Origin of the sequence: Mycobacterium sp. 852002-51057_SCH5723018, assembly GCF_001667035.1 — a bacterium.
Lineage (GTDB): Bacteria > Actinomycetota > Actinomycetes > Mycobacteriales > Mycobacteriaceae > Mycobacterium.
The window spans coordinates 16,140-34,190 of record NZ_LZIR01000040.1; the positions used below are offsets into that span (position 1 = coordinate 16,140).

18 protein-coding genes and 1 pseudogene are annotated in these 18,051 nt (G+C 61.7%); 11 read left to right on the forward strand and 8 right to left on the reverse strand.

Annotated features, from left to right (window positions below; genetic code table 11):
• The first annotated feature begins 54 nt into the window (after positions 1 to 54).
• Genes A5764_RS09230 through A5764_RS09245 form a run of 4 tightly spaced genes read left to right on the forward strand, consistent with a single transcriptional unit; the run spans position 55 to position 3,074 of the window.
• Positions 55 to 474, forward strand: coding sequence for a hypothetical protein (locus A5764_RS09230; RefSeq protein WP_082951618.1), 420 nt, complete (start codon positions 55 to 57; stop codon positions 472 to 474).
• Positions 475 to 491: 17 nt separating this feature from the next.
• The gene (locus A5764_RS09235) at positions 492 to 1,355 is read left to right on the forward strand and encodes an SDR family NAD(P)-dependent oxidoreductase (RefSeq protein WP_067111982.1); all 864 of its coding nucleotides are present in this window, start codon (positions 492 to 494) and stop codon (positions 1,353 to 1,355) included.
• 11 nt (positions 1,356 to 1,366) lie between these two features.
• Positions 1,367 to 2,440, forward strand: coding sequence for a dihydrodipicolinate reductase (locus tag A5764_RS09240; RefSeq protein ID WP_067111985.1), 1,074 nt, complete (start codon positions 1,367 to 1,369; stop codon positions 2,438 to 2,440).
• A 10-nt stretch (positions 2,441 to 2,450) separates the two neighbouring features.
• Complete coding sequence (locus tag A5764_RS09245) at positions 2,451 to 3,074, forward strand: TetR/AcrR family transcriptional regulator (protein ID WP_067111989.1); 624 nt, start codon at positions 2,451 to 2,453, stop codon at positions 3,072 to 3,074.
• Positions 3,075 to 3,214: 140 nt separating this feature from the next.
• Here A5764_RS09245 and A5764_RS09250 read toward each other — a convergent pair whose 3' ends face one another.
• The gene (locus A5764_RS09250; RefSeq protein ID WP_067111992.1) at positions 3,215 to 3,994 is read right to left on the reverse strand and encodes a hypothetical protein; all 780 of its coding nucleotides are present in this window, start codon (positions 3,992 to 3,994) and stop codon (positions 3,215 to 3,217) included.
• 121 nt (positions 3,995 to 4,115) lie between these two features.
• Between A5764_RS09250 and A5764_RS09255 the strand changes: the two genes are divergently transcribed.
• The gene (locus tag A5764_RS09255) at positions 4,116 to 4,778 is read left to right on the forward strand and encodes a TetR/AcrR family transcriptional regulator (RefSeq protein WP_231989656.1); all 663 of its coding nucleotides are present in this window, start codon (positions 4,116 to 4,118) and stop codon (positions 4,776 to 4,778) included.
• Positions 4,779 to 4,878: 100 nt separating this feature from the next.
• Positions 4,879 to 5,508, forward strand: a complete 630-nt coding sequence (locus A5764_RS09260) for a PaaI family thioesterase (protein ID WP_067111998.1) — start codon at positions 4,879 to 4,881, stop codon at positions 5,506 to 5,508.
• Positions 5,509 to 5,982: 474 nt separating this feature from the next.
• Here A5764_RS09260 and A5764_RS09265 read toward each other — a convergent pair whose 3' ends face one another.
• Both A5764_RS09265 and A5764_RS09270 read right to left on the reverse strand, forming a co-directional pair.
• Positions 5,983 to 6,918 (reverse strand): NAD(P)H-binding protein, encoded by a 936-nt coding sequence (locus tag A5764_RS09265; protein ID WP_067112001.1) that lies wholly within the window; start codon positions 6,916 to 6,918, stop codon positions 5,983 to 5,985.
• A gap of 224 nt (positions 6,919 to 7,142) precedes the next feature.
• Entirely contained in the window at positions 7,143 to 8,195 is a 1,053-nt protein-coding gene (locus A5764_RS09270) for a hypothetical protein (protein ID WP_156664587.1), read from the reverse strand.
• A 257-nt stretch (positions 8,196 to 8,452) separates the two neighbouring features.
• On the opposite strand from A5764_RS09270, the gene A5764_RS09275 reads away from it, so the two are divergent.
• Positions 8,453 to 9,052: a TetR/AcrR family transcriptional regulator gene (locus tag A5764_RS09275; RefSeq protein WP_067112298.1), complete on the forward strand. Its 600-nt coding sequence runs from the start codon at positions 8,453 to 8,455 to the stop codon at positions 9,050 to 9,052.
• Between the two features lie 240 nt (positions 9,053 to 9,292).
• On the opposite strand, the gene A5764_RS09280 is transcribed toward A5764_RS09275, so the two are convergent.
• On the reverse strand, positions 9,293 to 10,102 hold the full coding sequence (locus A5764_RS09280) for a DUF1906 domain-containing protein (RefSeq protein ID WP_067112009.1): 810 nt from the start codon (positions 10,100 to 10,102) through the stop codon (positions 9,293 to 9,295).
• Between the two features lie 376 nt (positions 10,103 to 10,478).
• Here A5764_RS09280 and A5764_RS28820 point away from each other — a divergent pair, with 376 nt between their 5' ends.
• From A5764_RS28820 to A5764_RS09295, 3 genes are all read left to right on the forward strand, one after another.
• The gene (locus A5764_RS28820; RefSeq protein WP_197501253.1) at positions 10,479 to 10,631 is read left to right on the forward strand and encodes a hypothetical protein; all 153 of its coding nucleotides are present in this window, start codon (positions 10,479 to 10,481) and stop codon (positions 10,629 to 10,631) included.
• A 31-nt stretch (positions 10,632 to 10,662) separates the two neighbouring features.
• Complete coding sequence (locus tag A5764_RS09290; RefSeq protein WP_067112016.1) at positions 10,663 to 11,916, forward strand: carotenoid oxygenase family protein; 1,254 nt, start codon at positions 10,663 to 10,665, stop codon at positions 11,914 to 11,916.
• Between the two features lie 448 nt (positions 11,917 to 12,364).
• Entirely contained in the window at positions 12,365 to 13,807 is a 1,443-nt protein-coding gene (locus A5764_RS09295; RefSeq protein ID WP_067112018.1) for a carotenoid oxygenase family protein, read from the forward strand.
• Between the two features lie 118 nt (positions 13,808 to 13,925).
• Here A5764_RS09295 and A5764_RS09300 read toward each other — a convergent pair whose 3' ends face one another.
• Positions 13,926 to 15,206, reverse strand: a complete 1,281-nt coding sequence (locus A5764_RS09300) for a CdaR family transcriptional regulator (RefSeq protein ID WP_197501256.1) — start codon at positions 15,204 to 15,206, stop codon at positions 13,926 to 13,928.
• A 580-nt stretch (positions 15,207 to 15,786) separates the two neighbouring features.
• The gene (locus A5764_RS09305) at positions 15,787 to 16,080 is read right to left on the reverse strand and encodes a hypothetical protein (protein ID WP_156664588.1); all 294 of its coding nucleotides are present in this window, start codon (positions 16,078 to 16,080) and stop codon (positions 15,787 to 15,789) included.
• A 144-nt stretch (positions 16,081 to 16,224) separates the two neighbouring features.
• On the opposite strand from A5764_RS09305, the gene A5764_RS29320 reads away from it, so the two are divergent.
• The gene (locus A5764_RS29320) at positions 16,225 to 16,992 is read left to right on the forward strand and encodes a hypothetical protein (RefSeq protein WP_067112027.1); all 768 of its coding nucleotides are present in this window, start codon (positions 16,225 to 16,227) and stop codon (positions 16,990 to 16,992) included.
• A 239-nt stretch (positions 16,993 to 17,231) separates the two neighbouring features.
• On the opposite strand, the pseudogene A5764_RS28830 reads toward A5764_RS29320, so the two are convergent.
• Both A5764_RS28830 and A5764_RS09315 read right to left on the reverse strand, forming a co-directional pair.
• Positions 17,232 to 17,342: pseudogene (locus tag A5764_RS28830) on the reverse strand (SDR family NAD(P)-dependent oxidoreductase); the annotation flags it as partial.
• An 11-nt stretch (positions 17,343 to 17,353) separates the two neighbouring features.
• A complete protein-coding gene (locus A5764_RS09315) occupies positions 17,354 to 17,998 on the reverse strand; it encodes a TetR/AcrR family transcriptional regulator (RefSeq protein ID WP_197501260.1) in 645 nt (214 codons plus the stop codon).
• Positions 17,999 to 18,051 lie beyond the last annotated feature (53 nt).

Sequence of the window (18,051 nt, forward strand, 5' to 3'; positions counted from 1 at the left end):
CTCACCCTGCCCGAATCCCCCGCCGTCGAAAAATAACACGTGTAATCTTCTGGCGTGGCCGAATCCCGCCCGCGACCGAACCTGCATCACGCCGTGCTCGCCATCGCCCCGCAACGGTTGGCGCGTACGGCGCAGTTGTTCGCCGACCTCGGGTTTCGTTTCGACGAGTTCGATCTCGGGGATGTCGGATTGCGCGTGATGCTCGACTGGGACCGCGGGCTGGAGTTGGTCACGCCGACGGCGCCGGACAGCGACAATCCGGTGCGGCAATTCCTCGACAACCACGGTGACGGGGTGTTCACCCTGGCTCTGCGTGTCGATGACGCGCCGGCGGCGGAGCAGATCGCACACCGCTACGGAGCAGTCACCAATTTCCGGCAGCACCGCGCCGGAGACGGATGGCAGCTCGACGAGATCGAAATGTCAGTGCTGGGGCTGCTGCCTCTGACATTGTTGTCGACCGACCTTCCGTAGCCAGAACGGAGACCAAAGTGGGCGAACTCGATGGCAAAGTCGCGCTTGTCACCGGCACCAGCCGCGGCGTCGGGGTAGGCATCGCGCATGAACTGCTGCGGGCGGGAGCAACCGTCGTCGGCTGCTCGAGATCGCCCCTGGACGGATTACCCGGCACTGAGGCCAATCCCGACTGGGCACAGCGGTCGGCCCAAATGGTCTGTGACCAAGTCGATTACGGTGCCATTGACGAACTGGTGCAATGGGTCGCAGAGACGTACGGCCGGTTGGACATCCTGATCAACAACGCAGGCGGCACTGTACCGTCACCGTCGGTCGACGCGGTCCCTGCGCTGGTGTCCCGTATCCAGGGCGCGCCGGACAGTGACGACGATTACGAGCGCAGCGTCCTGTTCCACGCGTTTGCTGTGCAAATGAATCTGATCAGCCCGCTGTGGTTTGCGATTCGTGCCTATCGGCAAATGAAGACCCAGGACGGCGTGGGTTGCATCATCAACATTTCCAGCGGGGCCGGACACCCCGCGGGTTCTCCGACTCTGGTGTCCTACGGGGCCGCCAAAGCCGGACTCAACCAGATGACGCGTTCTTTGGCTCAGGAGTGGGGCCCCATCGTCCGGGTCAATTGCGTCGCGCTGGGGCCGACCATCACCGAGAACTTCCGGTCCTACGTGCTTCCCAAAGACGATCCCACCGGTAGCGAGTACTTCGCAAACGTTCCGATGCGCCGCGGGGGAGAACCCGAAGAGGTCGGCCGCACCTGTGTGTTCCTGGCTTCCGGCGCAGCCGATTTCGTCAACGGCACCACGATCGAGATCGACGGCGGAATGCTGCCCGGAGTGTTGTACGACGCAGGCCTGAAGACCATTACCGATCTGTTGTAAGGAGGGATCCAATGGTCCGGCGGATCATCCAGTTCTCCACCGGCAATGTGGGCGTTCACGCGTTGCGCACCATCATCGAGCGCCCCGACCTGGAGCTGGTCGGTGTGCATGCGGCCGGCGCCGACAAGATCGGCCGTGATGCGGCCGACCTGTGCGGGCTAAGCGACCTTGTCGGAGTGATCGCGACCGACGACGTGGACGCGTTGGTGGCGCTGAACGCCGACTGCGTGATGTACACCTCACAGGCCGAGACTCGCCCGCAGGAGGCGATGGACGACGTCGCGCGGTTCCTGCGGGCCGGTACCAACGTCGTGGGGTCGTCGTTCGTCTGGCTGGTCGCGCCGGATTTCACCGACGAGTGGCTGCGTGATCCACTCGAAAAGGCTTGTCGGGATGGTAACTCCACGCTCTACATCAACGGAATCGATCCCGGCTACTCCGGTGACACGCTGGTCTATACGGCGCTGAGCCTGGCCGGGCGGGCAACCGCGGTGACGGTCCAAGAGATCTGCGACTACGGCAGTTACGACGACGCCGAATTCACCGGCGTCAGTTTTGGCTTCGGTACCGACCCGCAACACGATCCCATTCTGTTTGCGCCCGGGATACTTGCGTCGATGTGGGGGATTCAGGTGCGCAGCCTGGCCGCGGACCTGGGTGTCGAACTCGACGAGGTGCGCGAGCGTCACGAGAAGTGGGCCACCCCCGAACCGATCTCCTGCACGATGATGGACGTCGCGCCGGGCAAGGTCGCAGCCGTACGCTTCGGTGTCGAGGGAATCCGTGACGGCAAGGTCGTGATCACGATGGAGCATGTGAACCGGTTGACCGAAATCGCTGCACCGCAATGGCCGTATCCACCCGACGGTCGCCCAGGCGTACACCGCGTCATCGTTGAGGGTGATCCCGGCATCGAGATCAATACCCACGTCGGCCGAAGAGGAACCGATCACAACCAGGGCGGTGTGATCGCCACCGCGGCGCGGCCGATCAACGCCATCGAAGCGGTCTGCCGCGCACCTGCCGGAATCCTCGCCGCCCACGACCTGCGTCCGCTCGACCACACCCGTGGCGTGATGTGGTGACATAACAGGCATGCCGATCGGACCCCGGCGGCCGCCAGGCGGTAACCAGTTGCGGGCGCAGCAGACCCGGCAAACCGTCATCGATGAAACCGTCAACTACATACTCGATGAGGGCTTTGCCGCACCGAGTGTCCGCCGTATCACCAAACGGGCCGGCGTCACGTGGGGCGTCGTGCAGTATCACTTCGGTGACCTGGATGCGCTGCTCATCGCCGTTGTGAACGAAGGTTTTGGTCAACTTGTCGACGCCCTGGATGGACTGCCGGCCACGATCGACGGCCTGCCGATCGAGCAGCGTACGCAAGCTGTCATCGACGCTGCGTGGCAAGCGTTCTCGAGCCGCACGTCGATGGCGGCACTGGAGATTCTGATTTCCACTCGCGCCGGGCGTGCGGAGGCCGTCAATAGATATCTCGCCGAGGTGATGAACCGGCTGACCGAACTGGGTCAGCACCTCGGTGAAGGCCTGGATCCACAGCATGCCACAGAGATCGGCAATCTGATCTGGGCGACTCTACGGGGAATCGTTGTGGCACAGCTTGTTTCATCGGCGCCACTGGATACTTCCAGGGATCGGCAGGCATTGGTCGAAGTGCTGACCGCCTATATCAAACTCCATCGCAATGGAAAGTGAGGAGCAGTACTTACGCCGTCCCGGACTGCAAGCCGCGTCACTCGACGCCACCCGTGGCTCCGCCCCTAGTCATATTCGATTGTCGCCAAGCGCCTTATCGGGGGGCTATGGAGTGCGCACATCGCCCCGGCGAACTGCATTCAAATGCTGGCCAGCGACACTGCCTCGTTGGCGAACTGGCGTTTCAACAGCTGATATCCCCAAAGCAGGACGAACCAGGGGCCGATGAGCCACGGGGCGTTGAGAAGAATGAACTTCACGCCGAAGTCCATAAAGCTCGTGGTGTTGACGGAGACGAATCCACTGAGTATCTCGGTCCCGTAGTAATACCACGTGAGCACGGTGTGGGTAACTGCTGTTGACATGACGAGCAACGTGCCCTTGTTGTTGGTGAACTTCGACCGGAACAAAAGGATGAGCCCGGTGACCCCGACGCACGCGTTGATGACCGAAAGCACCTCGATCATCATGAAACTGGGTTCGGCGTGCAGGTAGCGCACGTCGCCACCATCGATGTAGTTCCACCACGGATAGGCCCAGGCGGCGTTGCGGGCACCGGGGATTGCTTTGTGGAGGATGATCCAACCCAATTCCCAGGTCAAATGTGTTGCATACGAACAGATGACGAAGGGAAGGACCACGGCCTGGGCGCGCTGGAATCGTGTCCAGTTCTTCAGCGATGGGATGGGTAGCAGCGCAGCGAAGATGCCCAGGAAGTATGCGAGTGTCGCCTGCACCGCCATCGCGTGAGCGACGGTCACACGGTTTGCCCCGCTGAACGCCAGGTGGCTGTAGAGCGGGAAGGACAGCGCCAACGAACCGAACGCGACGATCCACAGCACTCGCAGCGTGCGGGACGGTGGAAGCTTGGCGGTAATGGGTTCCGCAGTCGTCCGCTCGGTGACCTCGGACGTAGTCACGGGGCGTACCCCCTCCGGGTGAGTAACTGTCGTTTTTCTATCAGTAATCATCGTTACTAGGCCAAGGTAACATGGTCTCCGCGGAGGCAACAAGCATCTCGCAACGAAAGGAGGCAAACCCGTGGACCAGCCGATATCTGGTGCACCCGTCGCCCGCCTCGATGATGCACGGCGCGCGATGTACCACGAACAGATCCTGGCTTCCGCCGAGTATGAATTCGCCCGTACCGGGTTCACCGACGCCAAGGTGAGCGCCATCGCCAAGACAGCGGGGGTTTCGTTGGCGACGGTGTACAAACACTTCACGGGTAAGGACCAACTGTGGGATGCGCTCAATGCCCTTCGCATGACCGAGTTCGTCGACGCCGTGTTGACGCGCACCGCGACCATCGACTCACCGCTGGAGAAGATTCTGCTCGGTGCGCGCGCTGAGATTGAGTTCTTTGCCGCCCATCCTCACTTCTTGGCACTGCATCTTCACGAAGGACTGAGCTGGGGTACCGCGTCGGCCTTGATCGATGCCGGGCGCGGTGGACAGCGCGAGGCGTGGCGTACCGGCATGGAGATGATCAGCCATGCAGCGGAGGCCGCTATCGAGGCCGGGGAGATCAGCGCATTGCGTCCGGCAGTTGTTGCCTCGCTGGTGATTTCGGCCCTGCAAGTCTGGCTCACCGACTGGATCGCCACCGACCGCGCGCTGCCCATCGACAAGGTTGCCGACGAGGTTGTCGATCACCTGCGGTGCTGCTTGACGCGCCAACCGCGTGTGACCTCCGAGTTGTAGCAAAGAGTGCCAGCGTCGGTAAACCGAGCAGAAGGAATGACCATGGCAATTGTTCCGGGCGCGCAACCACCTGCCCGATCCACCCATAGGGACTGAGCGCATGAGCAATGCGTCAGGCAACAACGCTGAGGCGTCGCCGCCGATCTTTCGGTTGACCGAACCCGGACCCGGATTTAGCCACTTCGTGGCCGGGATGCGCACACTGCAAGACCTGGCGGTCAGCGCAGCCCCTGAAGACGACGTCTTCGTTCACGCCGCGCAGCGAGTCGACGAACTCATCGACCTGTTGGGTCCTCATGAGGCAGCCGAGGGTGCGAGCCTGGCCGGTCGCGTGCCAAGCCTGCCCGGCGCGGGCAGCTTGCTCATGCCACCGTGGACGATCACGCGTTTCGAACCCGACGGTGTCGAGATCGCCGTCGAGTACAGCCGCTTCTACGTTGGCGCTCGCTCTGTGGTCCACGGGGGCACACTCCCAATGATCTTCGACCTCATCTACGGAATGGTCATCCACGCCGCCGGAAGAGCGTTCAGCCGCACCGCGAAAATGGAGGTCGACTATCACCAACCCGTGCCCATCGACACGCCCCTGACCGTGCACGGCCACATCCTTGACATCGACGGACGAAAGACAACCACCCACGCCGAACTGCGCGGACCCGGCTCCAGTGTCCTGGTAACCAGTCAAGGGCTGCTCATCAGCCCGAGAACCACTGGCAAACGCCAGGGATGACGGCATCAAGATCGATGCCGAGCCAGAGCCGAAAGGGTCGCCGGTGCGTTTCACGTTCACAGATGCGATGACGCGATCGGAGTACCTGCCGCTCTTGGCGGTCGCCGCCGAGGCTGCGGGATAGGACGGGTTCACCATCCCCGATTCCATTTTGGCTACCCGCAACGTTCCGATGCCGTCTATCCGTGCACGACCGCCGGCGACGCCACGCACTCTCGTCAACCGCCATCCATCCATTTCGAAGTGTCTGGCTTGCTGATCAGTCGAGTAAAGGGCGTTGTTGGCGTGTCTGCGTCATGGCGTCCCCACCCTTGACACAGCGGATCGGCAACACAGGTATTGCCGGTATGAGGAAGCGGAGCCGTTTCGTGCCGTGAGCTGACGACAGTTTTGGCGACAACGCTGACGACAGTTGCTGCCTCACCCACCTCGTCGACGCTGACGTCACTGGGCGGTCGTGGTCTAGGAGGGTGCTCATGTTAGGAGGTCGCGTGCATGTTCCTGGAGCCAGGCGCGCACTGTTATCGGCTGGCGTCCTAAGATGCGCTCGACGAAATCGTTTCGCGCCCAGACGACTTCGTTTGCTCTCTCGTACTCGAAGAAGTCCCACAACACCTGTCGGGTTTCGCCCAGGTGCGCGTACGCGTTGAAAAACGCCTCCTTGCTGCCATCGTGGGTGATCTTCTGGCCGAACACGTCGCTCATCACTTCGGCAACATCGCTGAAACGCATCAGGTCATGTCCGTTGTTCAAGGTGTGGAACTGACCGATGTGGCGGTGATTGTCAGAGAGGAACAAGCGGCCCGCCACCTCGGCGATGTCCCGGGGATCGATGAAAGGAATCAGCCGGTTGTGCCAGATGAGTTTCCGCTCAGATACCAGTCCTTGCTTCATCCAGAAGAAGTTGTCCGTGAACGTGGCGCCGAAGTTGAGATAGGTGACGGGCAGATCGCTCTCGTCGAGTATCTTTTTCGCGATCGGATGCTGGACCGGAAGTCCGACCCCTGCCTCGCGGATCGAATGCGGAATGCGCCGCGGATTGGCTTCGGGCTGTAGTCCCAGACCGCGTAAGATGTGAACGGCGGTACCCGATTTCTTAACAGCCGCAACCAAGTTGGTCATGGCAGGCCCCTCGTCCAGCCCGCCGGGAGTCAGTACCCAGATTCCTTCGATGCTGTGCACGGCGAGTTCCAACGACTGCAGGTCAAAGAAGTTGGCGCTGACGACTTCGGCGTTCGGAAAATCGCGCTGGAGAACGTCGATGCGTTCAGGGCTGCTGCTTACCAGACGCAGCCCGATCTCGGGCGCCTCCTTACGAAGAAAATGGGCAAGCGGCCGACCGATATGTGCGGCTGCCCCAAATATGAGGATGTTGCGGGGAATGGGTTTCTTGTTGTCGTTGGTGGTCATGAAAACTTCCTCTCAGAGTGCGGCTGTCGCGGCAGAACTCAATGGCGTCTCGGTCGCAGCACGCCGGGCCAGTAGTTGTAGTGCGCGATAGGGATCGCCGCGGCGGATTTCCATGAGGTCTGCCAGGATCTGTTCGAGTGATTCCTGGGTCTGCTGTTTAACGGCGGCTGCCCAGTCGGCTTGGGAGACCTCTGCGGGTTTGGCGGTGTCAATCGGACTGGTCCTTACCTCGACGTGCCCATGTACATGAGTTCGTAGAACGGACCGGTCGGCACGCGCACCGACGCGACCACCTGGTCGTGTTCGTAGTGGGTGAGTTCTGCCGGTCCGGTGAAGCGCAGCACCGCGCCCCCGTGGACCGATGAACGGGACTTGTCTTCTTCGGATCCCGGCAGCAGGTCGTCCCAGTTGACTTTCTGCGTGGGGGTCTCGTTTCGTACCGACAGCGTCAATCGGGTCGTACCGTCGCGGTACTCGAAGGCGAATCCGTCGGGCACGGGCTTTGCGGTGACGGCGTCGACATGGGTTCCGTTGACGGTATAGGTGATGTGGTGGGCGTTCTGGGTTCCCGGACCGCCGGCGAGGAGTTCTGCACCGCGATAGACCATGAAGAATGGCATGTCGGGGTAGCCGTATTCCTCCTCGAATGTCATGTGGACCGCCAGAACGGTGTAGTCGTCGAACTTCCCCTCAAACCAATTCCAGTTGTGAAGGAATTGGCCCAGCGGTTGGTTCATCCAGCCGCGGTCGATGTATCCGTCGCCGTGGCTGTCTATGTTCAGCCCCTCACCGCGGATGACGACGTGTATGTCCCCCGTGGGTACCGGTATGGCCCACCCGAAGTAATGCTCGTCGTTCTCACCGAAGATGATGTGACCCGTTTCGGGCCGCCAGTCGGGCGCGCTCGGTGTGAGATCGATGTCGGCGATGACCCCGTCGGCTTCGAAATGTGCACAATAACAACGGTCGTTCACTCTTTGGAACCGGCTCTTGCCCGCTCCGATACTGCAAACATCGTTGGAGAACGACTCGAAGTCCTCTGCGGTGAGCTGCTCGGACTTCTCGACGACGGTGCCGTCGGGAAACGTGAGGAGAAGCTGTGCACACGGCAGCAACCCGAGCTCGCCCATGAACGCCGGTGCGGTGATGATGCCGAGTGCGACCGTGCACTCGGCAAGCTCGGCCTTCATGAACCACCACTCAAACGACCCAGGACTGCCGTCGACATGCATGCGACCTTCACTGGCACTGACCTTGCCGGGTTGCAGCCCGAGCATGCGGTAATCCTCGTCAGAATGCGCTAGCCGCAAGGGGATTGTGGTCATTCTGCTACCTGCCTTCTCTTGGTCTGCTTCGAAACGTGGGGGCGCCTCCCGGGCGGACATCTGCGGACTGCGAGGAAAAAACTTGGTCATGACGTGGCTCCTGTCGGTTAGCAGGCTGGCGGGCGACTCGTTCGCTCAACGCCTGTAGAGTTAGCGTAGGCGCCGAGGGCATTTCGCTCAACGGGCGTTCAGTGAATAGGAGTGTGACGTTGGCCACATCGACGACGACATCGCGGGCCCAGCGGCGCGAGCGAACCCGAGCGGCGATTCTGCAGGCCGCCCGTGGCGAATTCGCCGAACGCGGCTACGAGAAGGCGACCATCCGGGCGGTCGCCGAGCGGGCGGGCTGCGATCCGTCGCTGGTGATGCAGCATTTCGGCACCAAGCAGGGGCTCTTTAGGGCCGCCTCGCAAATAGACCTGGACATGGCGGAGGTGGTGGTGGGTCCAGCCGAGGGGCTCGCCGACCGACTGGTGCGCGCGGTGTTTGAGCGCATGGACGCGCATCCGCAGGCCACGGCATCCACGCTGCGGTCCATGCTTACCCACGACGAAAGCGCCGAGGAGGCGCTCGAGCTGTTCAATCTGGACGCGATGATTCGCCGGTCCTCTGAGCTCGGCATGCCGAGCGACGACCTGACCGAACTGCGCGGTCAGCTGATCGGAGCGCTGACGATGGGCACCGCGATCACCCGTTACGTGCTGAAGTTCTCCGCGGTCGAGCAGGCCAGCGTCGATGACCTTGTGGCATGCCTGCGCCCGGCGGTTGAGGCGCTGCTCACGGGCACGGATGCTCCGACGACCGGCTAACGAATCACGCAGTTACGCGAGCGTGCCGTCGGCTCCACTTCCACCGCGCCGCAAAGAAGTCGATCACTCAGTGCTGGCAATGGGTCGGAACCAGGTTCGAGTCCCCTGAGCTCCACAAGATTGACGCAGTCCGCGCGTGGTGTAGTTATCGCTAGTCTCAGAATTCGTCAGCGTAGCGACGCAAGCACGTATACGTCGTTGTCGCATTCACCAACGTGGATGCGGCCAACCGCACCGGGCTCAGGGATGTAGGTTCCACTGACCGCAATCCTCGGCAAGGACGTCGTTGACGTCGACTTCGAGTCCCCCGACTACTGGGCCTGGATTCGACGCCGTGCTTACCACGCGTTGGTAGAGAACCGCGGCGGGGTCGATCTGACCGTGGGACCAAGCTTTGGTTTGCCAGGCCCACCGGTGGCCGGGGGTCCGCGAAGTTCCGATAACGCCGTCGGCGGCGGCCCATTGGCACACATCGAAACCGCCGTAGACGCCGGTGCGCTGCACTCCCAGTACCGAATTGATTCCGCGAAACCACTTGAGTGCCAGATTGTTCCAGGTGTCGTGGTTTATGTCCTCGTCGATGCTGAAGAAGATCGGGGCACTCTGACCGCCACCCGCCGCGGTATGCAGCTTCCAGGCGGTGCGAGCATCGGCGACACCCCCTTCGAATCCGCGCCTGAAGTCCGATGGCGCTGTCCCGCCTGGCTTGCCGTATTGGTAATTGCTGACGATCATTAGCCCGGCAGCGGTCAGCTGCTCGGCGTAAGGCCGGGTGATCGGCTTGGCGCCCATGGATGAGCCGGGACGCGATAGCGAAACGTAATTGATGACCCCGGAGTAGCCGGCAGCTCGAATGTGCTCCGCTGGGACTTGGCGCATGGCGAAGTCGATCAGTTTGGGAGTGGCGGCAGCCGCCGCAGGGACGGTGCCAATTTCCGATGCGGCATACAACCCTGGCAGTGCAGTTATAGCGATGGCGTAGCGCAATACCTCGCGCCGGGGAATATGGCGTGATCGCCGGAGGCATAAATTCACCGACAAGTCCTGCATCGCGTGATGTTAACGATGTGACTGCTGTTAGAAAAAGTGACTTGCACTAGTCGATATCGGATCGATTTATGCGGTTTACCTGCGAGAGCCAGTGGGTAGGGCGTGCGCCGAGCGTGATCGCCGTGAGTCCCGCGACCTTGTGCTGGGCCGTGAACTCGCGCGAGTAGTCGCGCACCGGCCACCGTGTCCCGTCGGGCCGCGACAGCAGCAGGTCATTGTTGGTCAGTCGCCGCCGGGCCGGAACGGTTTCAGCACAGTGCCCAGTGCCCGCGTCCAACGTTGTGCAGCCCGGCCGATGACGGTGGCCTGCGTCTCGTAAATCGTTGAAGGGAGCCGGGGATTCCCGTCTGGGACGACAGAGGAACGGGAGAGAACAATGTGGGACAACGACAACAGGGCATTGAACGGCCCCTTCGAACCGTGGCATCAGGAGGCCAACACCTTCGATTTGGAAGTGGTGGGTGAGATCCCGGGCGAACTCAACGGGGCCTTGTACGAGTTCCAATCCACACGTGCCGCCGGTGCATAGAAATCGTTATCACTGGTTTGAGGGTGACGGGATGATTTACGGGGTGTTTCTTCGCGGCGGCAAGGCGCACGCTGTGAATCGCTGGGTCAAGACCGCGGGCTTCAAAGTAGAGGAAGAGAACGGTAAAGCGGTCTACGGCAGTGTGCTCAACGGCGGCGTCGTACCTGATCTCTCGATCGATCCGGCCTTCAAGAACCCCGCAAATACGCATGTCACGATGTTCGACGATCAGCTGCTGGTCTTCTGTGAAACCGACCGTCCTCACGCATTGGATCCGACGACGTTGGAGACCCGAGGCACCTATGACTATCACGGCGACGTCTTTGGTGCAGTCACCGCGCACTGCAAGATCGACCCCCGCAACGGCGACATGTTGTTCTATGGCGTCAACGGCCAGGAACTGACGTGGTATCGCGCCAATTCCCACGGAAAGCTGCTCGACAGTTACAAATTCGACATGGGTGTGGCCTGTTTCCTGCATGACTTCGTCGCGACGGAGGATTTTGCGGTGTTCATCATCAATCCCGCCGTTTCTGTGCCAGAGGCGGTGATGACCGGCGCACCCAGCTTGATCTGGGATCCGGAGCAGTCCAACGGAACTCGGTTTGCGGTGCTGAACCGCCACAACGGAGCGGTTACCTGGATCGACGGCGGAGGCGCTTACACCGCGATCCATTTTTACAATGGCTACCAGGACGGGGACCGCATTGTTGTCGACGGTCACCGGACAGGGCGGTTCGGATGGCTCAAGGAGGAGGTTGCCGCCATCGAGCCCGGGCAGAACTGCAACAAGTGGTTTGACAGTGTCGTGGCAAAGCCGTGGCGTTGGGTGCTCGACCCGCGTACCGGACGGCTGACCGACCACCAGATCACCGATGTGGCGGGTGAGCTTCCGCGGATCAACGACGACTACGCGCTGCGTGAGCACCGCTTTGGCTATTACGCCACGACACAGGGCCTCGATGAGTGGGTCTACGACGGTCTAGCCAAGCACGACTTTCGGCGGGATCAGACCACGACGATCCCCAACGGTGAGCTCATCTCGCCATCGGAGCCGGTGTTCGTCCCCCGCGAGTCCGCCACCAGTGAGGACGACGGGTGGCTGATGTCCTTGTGGTGGAACCCGTTTACCCGATTATCGGAGCTGTTGATTCATGATGCGCTGCATTTCGACGCTGACCCGATCGCACGCGTGAAGCTCAATCAGCGCGTCCCCATGGGATTTCACGGCAACTGGGTCGACGGCGCAGTGATTGAATCCGCGCTGTCATCGCAGACCACCTAGCAGGTGGAAGGATGGGATCGGTGTCAGCCGACATTGGTTGAGTCTCAACCGTTGCAGAGTCGTGGGCGTTTTCATCGATGCGGCGCGCCTCAGCGTGATCTGCCCAGAAGACCTGTGCAGCAACAGAATCGGCATCGTCTAACGCTACTGCCACCCAAGCTTCCTCGCTGCGCAAATCTCGCGCGTTCTGGTTCACCACAGATACGGCTGCGTGAGCTGGCTCAACGAGACGCTCCTGCGTCCATTCCCGGGCAATCAAGGGCACTCGTGAGGATTTTCTGTACTGCTATCAAGGCTGTCGCGGGGCCGGCAACGGTTTTGAGCACAGTGCCCAGTGCCCGCGTCCAACGTTGTGCAGCCCGGCCGATGACCGCGGCCTGCGTCTCATAAATCGTTGAAGGGAGCCGGGCATACCGCCTGGACGTAAGCAGAGACAAGGAAAGCTCAAATGTTCAAATACAACAATAGGTCATTGAACGGCCCGTTCGAGCCGTGGCATCAGGAGTCCGACGCCTTCAATTTGGAGGTGGTCGGCCAGATCCCGCCCGAACTCAACGGCGCTTTGTACCGGACGAGTTCCAATCCACACGTGCTCCCGTTACAGCCGGATCGCCATCACTGGTTCGAAGGTGACGGCATGGTTTACGGGTTGTTCCTTCGTGACGGCAAGGCCCAGACGGTCAATCGCTGGGTGCGCACCGCGGGTTACCTGGTCGAGGAGCGCAACGGTAAGGCGGTCTACGGCAGCGTCATGAACGGCGGCTCCGTGCCGGACTTCTCGCTCGATCCGCCGATCAAGAACCCCGCCAACACCAATGTCACGCTCTTCGACGATCGGGTGCTGGTGTTCTGTGAAAGCGGCCTGCCGCACGAGATGCATCCGACCACACTGGAGACCCGTGGAATGTATGACTACCACGGGGCGATCTCCGGGGCGGTCACCGCGCATTGGAAGAGCGACCCCGGCAACGGGGACATGCTGTTCTACGGGGTCAACGGGACAGAGGTGAGGTGGTATCACGCCAATTCGCACGGAAAGCTGCTCGACAGTTACAAATTCGACATGGGTGTGGCCTGCTTCCTGCATGACTTCGTCGCGACCGAGGACTATGCGGTCTTCGTTGTCGGTCCCACCGTTCTTGCCCCCGAGGCGATGATGACCGGCGCACCCAGCGTAATCTGGGATCCCGAGCAGTCCAACGGAACTCGGTTCGCGGTGCTCAACCGCCACACGGGGGAGGTGACCTGGATCAACGGCGGAGGCGCTTACACCGCGACCCATTTTTACAATGCCTATCAGGACGGCGACCGCATTGTTGTCGACGGTCACCGGTCGGAGCAGTACGGATGGCTCAAGGACGAGATCGCGGCCATCCAGCCGGGGCAGAACTTCAACGAGTGGTTTGACCGTGTCGTGGCAACGCCGTGGCGTTGGGAGATCGACCTGGGTAGCGGACGGCTGACCGATCACCAGATCTCCGATGTGGCCGGCGAGTTCCCGCGGATCAACGACGACTACGCCCTGCGCGAGCACCGTTTCGGCTACTACGCCACCACCCGCGGCAGAGATGAGTGGCTCACCGACGGACTTGCCAAGCACGACTTCCGCACCGGCCAGACGTTGACGATCCCGACCGCAGAACTCATCTCACCGTCGGAACCGACATTCGTTGCGCGCCAGGGAGCGGCCAGTGAGGACGACGGGTGGCTGTTGTCGCTGTGGTGGGATCCGGCTACCCGCCTGTCGGAACTGCTGATCCATGACGCACAGCACTTCGATGCCGCCCCGATCGCCCGGGTGAAGCTCAATCAACGTGTTCCGATGGGATTTCACGGCAAGTGGATCGACGAGGCCGCGATCGAAGCCGCGCTGTCTTCGCAGACCACCTAGCAGGTGGAAGGATGGGATCGGTGTCAGCCGACGCTGGGTGGAGTCTCAACCCTTGCAGGCGGGACACCGACCCCTTCCGGTAGTCAGCTGTTCTGTCATCGGAACCAACAGGCGGTATTCACCTTGCGTGCCCGTCGTCTTCGAAATCAAGAATCGAGAGCGCAGCCTGTATTTCTGCCATCCGTTCGGCCAGCGGGTGGCCGAGGATCGTTTCGAGGGTGGCCAATCGACTGATCGCGGTATTTCGATGAACGTGTAACCGTTCGGCAGCGACCGCGACCCGCAGCCTGGAGTCGTAGTAGCAACGCAAGGTCTTCAACAAGTCCCGATTGCGCGGGCTCGACGTGGTCAGCTCGCCCAGCTCGGACTCGAGGAACCATTTGGTCCTCTCCTGGTCAATGCCGAGAAGGATGGGCAACGCGTGCTGGCTGTACTCGATGAGGCGAGCCGACCGGAAACGCCCGAAGTGATTAGCGGCGGCTGCCTCGAGATGTGTTCGGCGAAAACCCGCCGCATCCGGTTGTGTGGATCCCACACCCACCCGTACCGCTTCGCCGATCGCTACCCCCGGGTCGGCCTCGTCAAGGAGAGCTGGCCGCGCGGATGTGGCCCACACCCAGACGGAGTCTGCGTTCTCCCGCACGACAAACCCGGAAGCATGCACATGGTTCCTGACGACTTCCACAGCGTGCCGCAATGTAGGGAGATCCAGCGGTAACGAAGCAGTTCCCGACACCACGAACCCCAGGTGGTAATCGCCGATGGACGTTTTCAGGACGCTCTTGACCAAGCGCGGATCGACTGGCCGGCCAGCGATGAGCATGTCGATCATTTCCTGTTGGGCGTTTATCCCCGAGGACGAAAAGCGCTGCCGTTCTGTCAGGTATTGGTTAGCCATGGTGTCGAGCATCTCGTTGATCGAGTGCGTCACCGTCAGGCTGATCATGGTGAGTGTTGCAGCTGAGGCCTGGTGGGCGATGGCAACGTCGAGTAGGGCTCGTATCACCAGTTCGTTTGCTAGCCGTAGGGATTCGGCGACCAGGTCGAACGGAACCCCCATGGCGACCAGCTGCCTGATCGACTCTTGGGTCTTGGCGGCCAAATCCGTCTCATCATCGCCCTGGTCGACGCCGGCCAACGTGAATAACATTCGCAGTATCAGGATCTCGCCTTGAACCGCGATATCGTCAGCCGGCGCCGCGTGGTCGGGGTGTCTGGCCTGCATACCGGCAGCGACCTCGCCGGCCAGCTGGGCCGCCCAGGCCACCGCGCTCGACCCGAGAACGCCTTCCGCACGTTTGCTGGCCGCCGTCGCTAACCCGGTGACCGGTTCAGCCGCCGTCGGCGCGAGCGCAGCGACGATGGCCGCTATTTCGGCACTGTGCTCGCTGCCGGTCATTTCAGTGCTGCGACTTCTCGAAACGACGGCGTCCAGGACCGAGGGAGACCTGAATGAAACTCCGTGAGCAGAGCACGTCTTCACCTCCGCTATCTCCGTGACCGCGAGGATCATCAGGGCCGGATGCACGGCGGCGTGATCCTGCATAAACGGCGATGCATCAACATCTTATGCCGTGGATTGCGGTTGGACCGCCCGCCGCCGGGTGAGTGGATTTAGTTCGCGGTACGCATCTGCGCTGCGAACGGCGATGAGGTCGGACAAGGTCTGTTCGAGGGCTTGCTGGGTGCGCTGCTTGATAGTCGGCCGCACCAGCGTGCCAATCTGCCGTCGTACTGAGTACGGGATCAAGAATGTCTCTGCATCGGCCTGAGTATCGTTGCCCACCAACAGGAATCGGCCATCGAGGGGCAGGTTGTCCAGCCCGTCAACATAAGATCGGCAGATCCACGAGCGGCCCGACCCGGTCTGCGACGGACTCGACCGCGCGGCGAATGACCCGTATCCGGATGGGGGTTCGTGATCGCGTCGACTTCGTTATCGGTGGTCATACTTGCTGCTATCCGATGCGCGGAAGTCTCTAGAGCCGCGCAGGTGGAAGATCGGTGGGGTAGCTGTCGAAGCGACCCTCCGGGTCGTACTTGTTCCGCAGCTCTTCCAGGCGCGCGGCACTGTCCGGGTGCAGAACGGCCACTGGGTGCTCATACAGGTTGGAGTCTCCGACATATCCGCCGCCGATTGAATACGGATCGATACGCGCCATGGCGTCGTTATGCCACGCGAGCATGTCTTCGTCATGGGCGCTGGACGTTTGCGTCGCTGCAGGCCGCTCCGTCGCGGGCGGCCTGGTTTGTTGAGCTATCGCGGTTTGCATCCCGCACCTCCGTTGTGACGTCGCTAGATAGTTGACTTATGCCACTTGACAGTGGCATATTGTCACTAATGAGTGGCATTATGGCCGCCGCGCCGCCCAGAGGCGCACCGTCACCGTTCCGATGCTTACAGATAGGACACGCACATGGACTTCGACAGGATCACCCATCCATTGAGGTTGGCCAAAGGATCACACCAGCCGGGATCGGGTAAAGGGTGTGCGATGAACGTTATTTCCTACATCAACGGCGACACCCATATCAGCGACTTCCCGGACTGTTCGGCTCGTCCACTGTCCGCGTTCGTTCAACTATGTAACGATCTGCTGGCAGGGCCTGACGGCTACTTGTCGCCGGAAAACAGCCTGCTGGCACTCGAACTCGGCTGGCAGACCGTGGGAACCGCCGATGTCGACGACACTGTCATTCATGCCTGGGTGGCCGAACTGCTGACCAGCCCCGCATGGGGTGTCGTTTGCTACGCAAAGTGCGCCGCTCGCTACGCGAAGAGCGCTGCGGACAAGGCGGTTCTGAACATCGCTGAACTGCACCGTGCGGTCGGCGCCGGCGGCATGCCACCCATTGCCGCCTGGGACGCCGCCGATCGGGCCGCTCGCACCGCCTGCCGCGCCAGCAAACCGAACCTACACGTCGCCGGCCTGTATGCCCTAAGGGCCGCATATCATTCGACCGCAGTTGTCAGCGCCGGCCACGGGGCAACGCTGGATGCTGTAACCGGAAACGCCCTGCAGGCCCACGCGCTTGCGACGGAGGGGGCCACGGCAACCCCGATCGTGGAACTAACGCGCCATGCGATCCGCGCATGGCGTAGTCTCGCCGCCCTGGACGTTGAGACGTACCTCAATTGGACATCGGTCGACAGCGCCCGACAACTCATCGAGGTATCGACATAAGCGGCGGGACTTTTCGTTGTCGCGCCAAAACCCAGGGTTCTGAGACGGCCATGTTGTCGACGGTGGTCCGGACGTGACTCCTGCCGTCGCACGCCCAGTACCACTGAATACGCCGAAAACGAATATGCAGCCTTAACGGTAGAAGCCGTACTATTCACTCACTCAGCATTTTTCGCGTTTCTGAGTGACGACATAGGAGGCGCCGGGGATGTCCGCGGTGACGGCCTTCAACGCGCTCTCGTGCGGGCGGCGAGCACGACGGTCGCGCCCTGGCTGGCGGACATTCGAGCCGCCGCTGTCCCGATGCCACGGCTTGCCCCGGTGACGAGCGCGACCTTGCCGGATAGCATCCCGGTCTCAGTCAGGCCTCCACCCCCTGGGCCCCGAGGAGCTGACGCAGCGTGGATGCGATCGCGGTGGTCGCCCATTCGGCGGCAAGGTCGGCAGTTCCCTCTGCGTCGCGCAGCACCGCCTGGGTGAACATAGGACTGAGGTGCGTATTCACGATTTGGCGCAACAGTTCTGGCGAAGGCCCGTCGCCACCGGCTGCCTGCCACAGGGTCGACGTGATCATGGCCCAAGTTTCTTTATGTGCCCGTAGCTCTTTGTCGAAGACCGCGGCCATCCGTGTCGACAAGTGCCGCGTCTGGAAGTCCCACAGGAGCCGGCGAAACTGGGCCGAGGTGTGGTGCTCCCAGCGTGCCACCTCGACAAGCCAGTCTTGCCAATCCTCACCGGCGTAGGGCGGTACGTCGCGCAGGTAATCGGCATGCATGGCGACGAAGGCGGCGCTCATGATGTCTTCGCGGGTGGGGAAGTGGCGGAACACCGTGCGCCGATCCACCTCCGCCAGCGCCGCGATCGTGTCCATAGTCACGTCAAGGCCATACTCACGCATGCCCTGCTGCGCTGCGCGCACGATGGCATCGACAGTCAGTTGACGTTTGCGTTGCTGCAAGCCGCTTGGTTGCGGGCGACCTGATTGTTCGGTTTTCGCGGTTTCCATCGCTCCCTCCATGTCTAAGCGTCACTATACAGTTGACTTACGCCATTCTATAC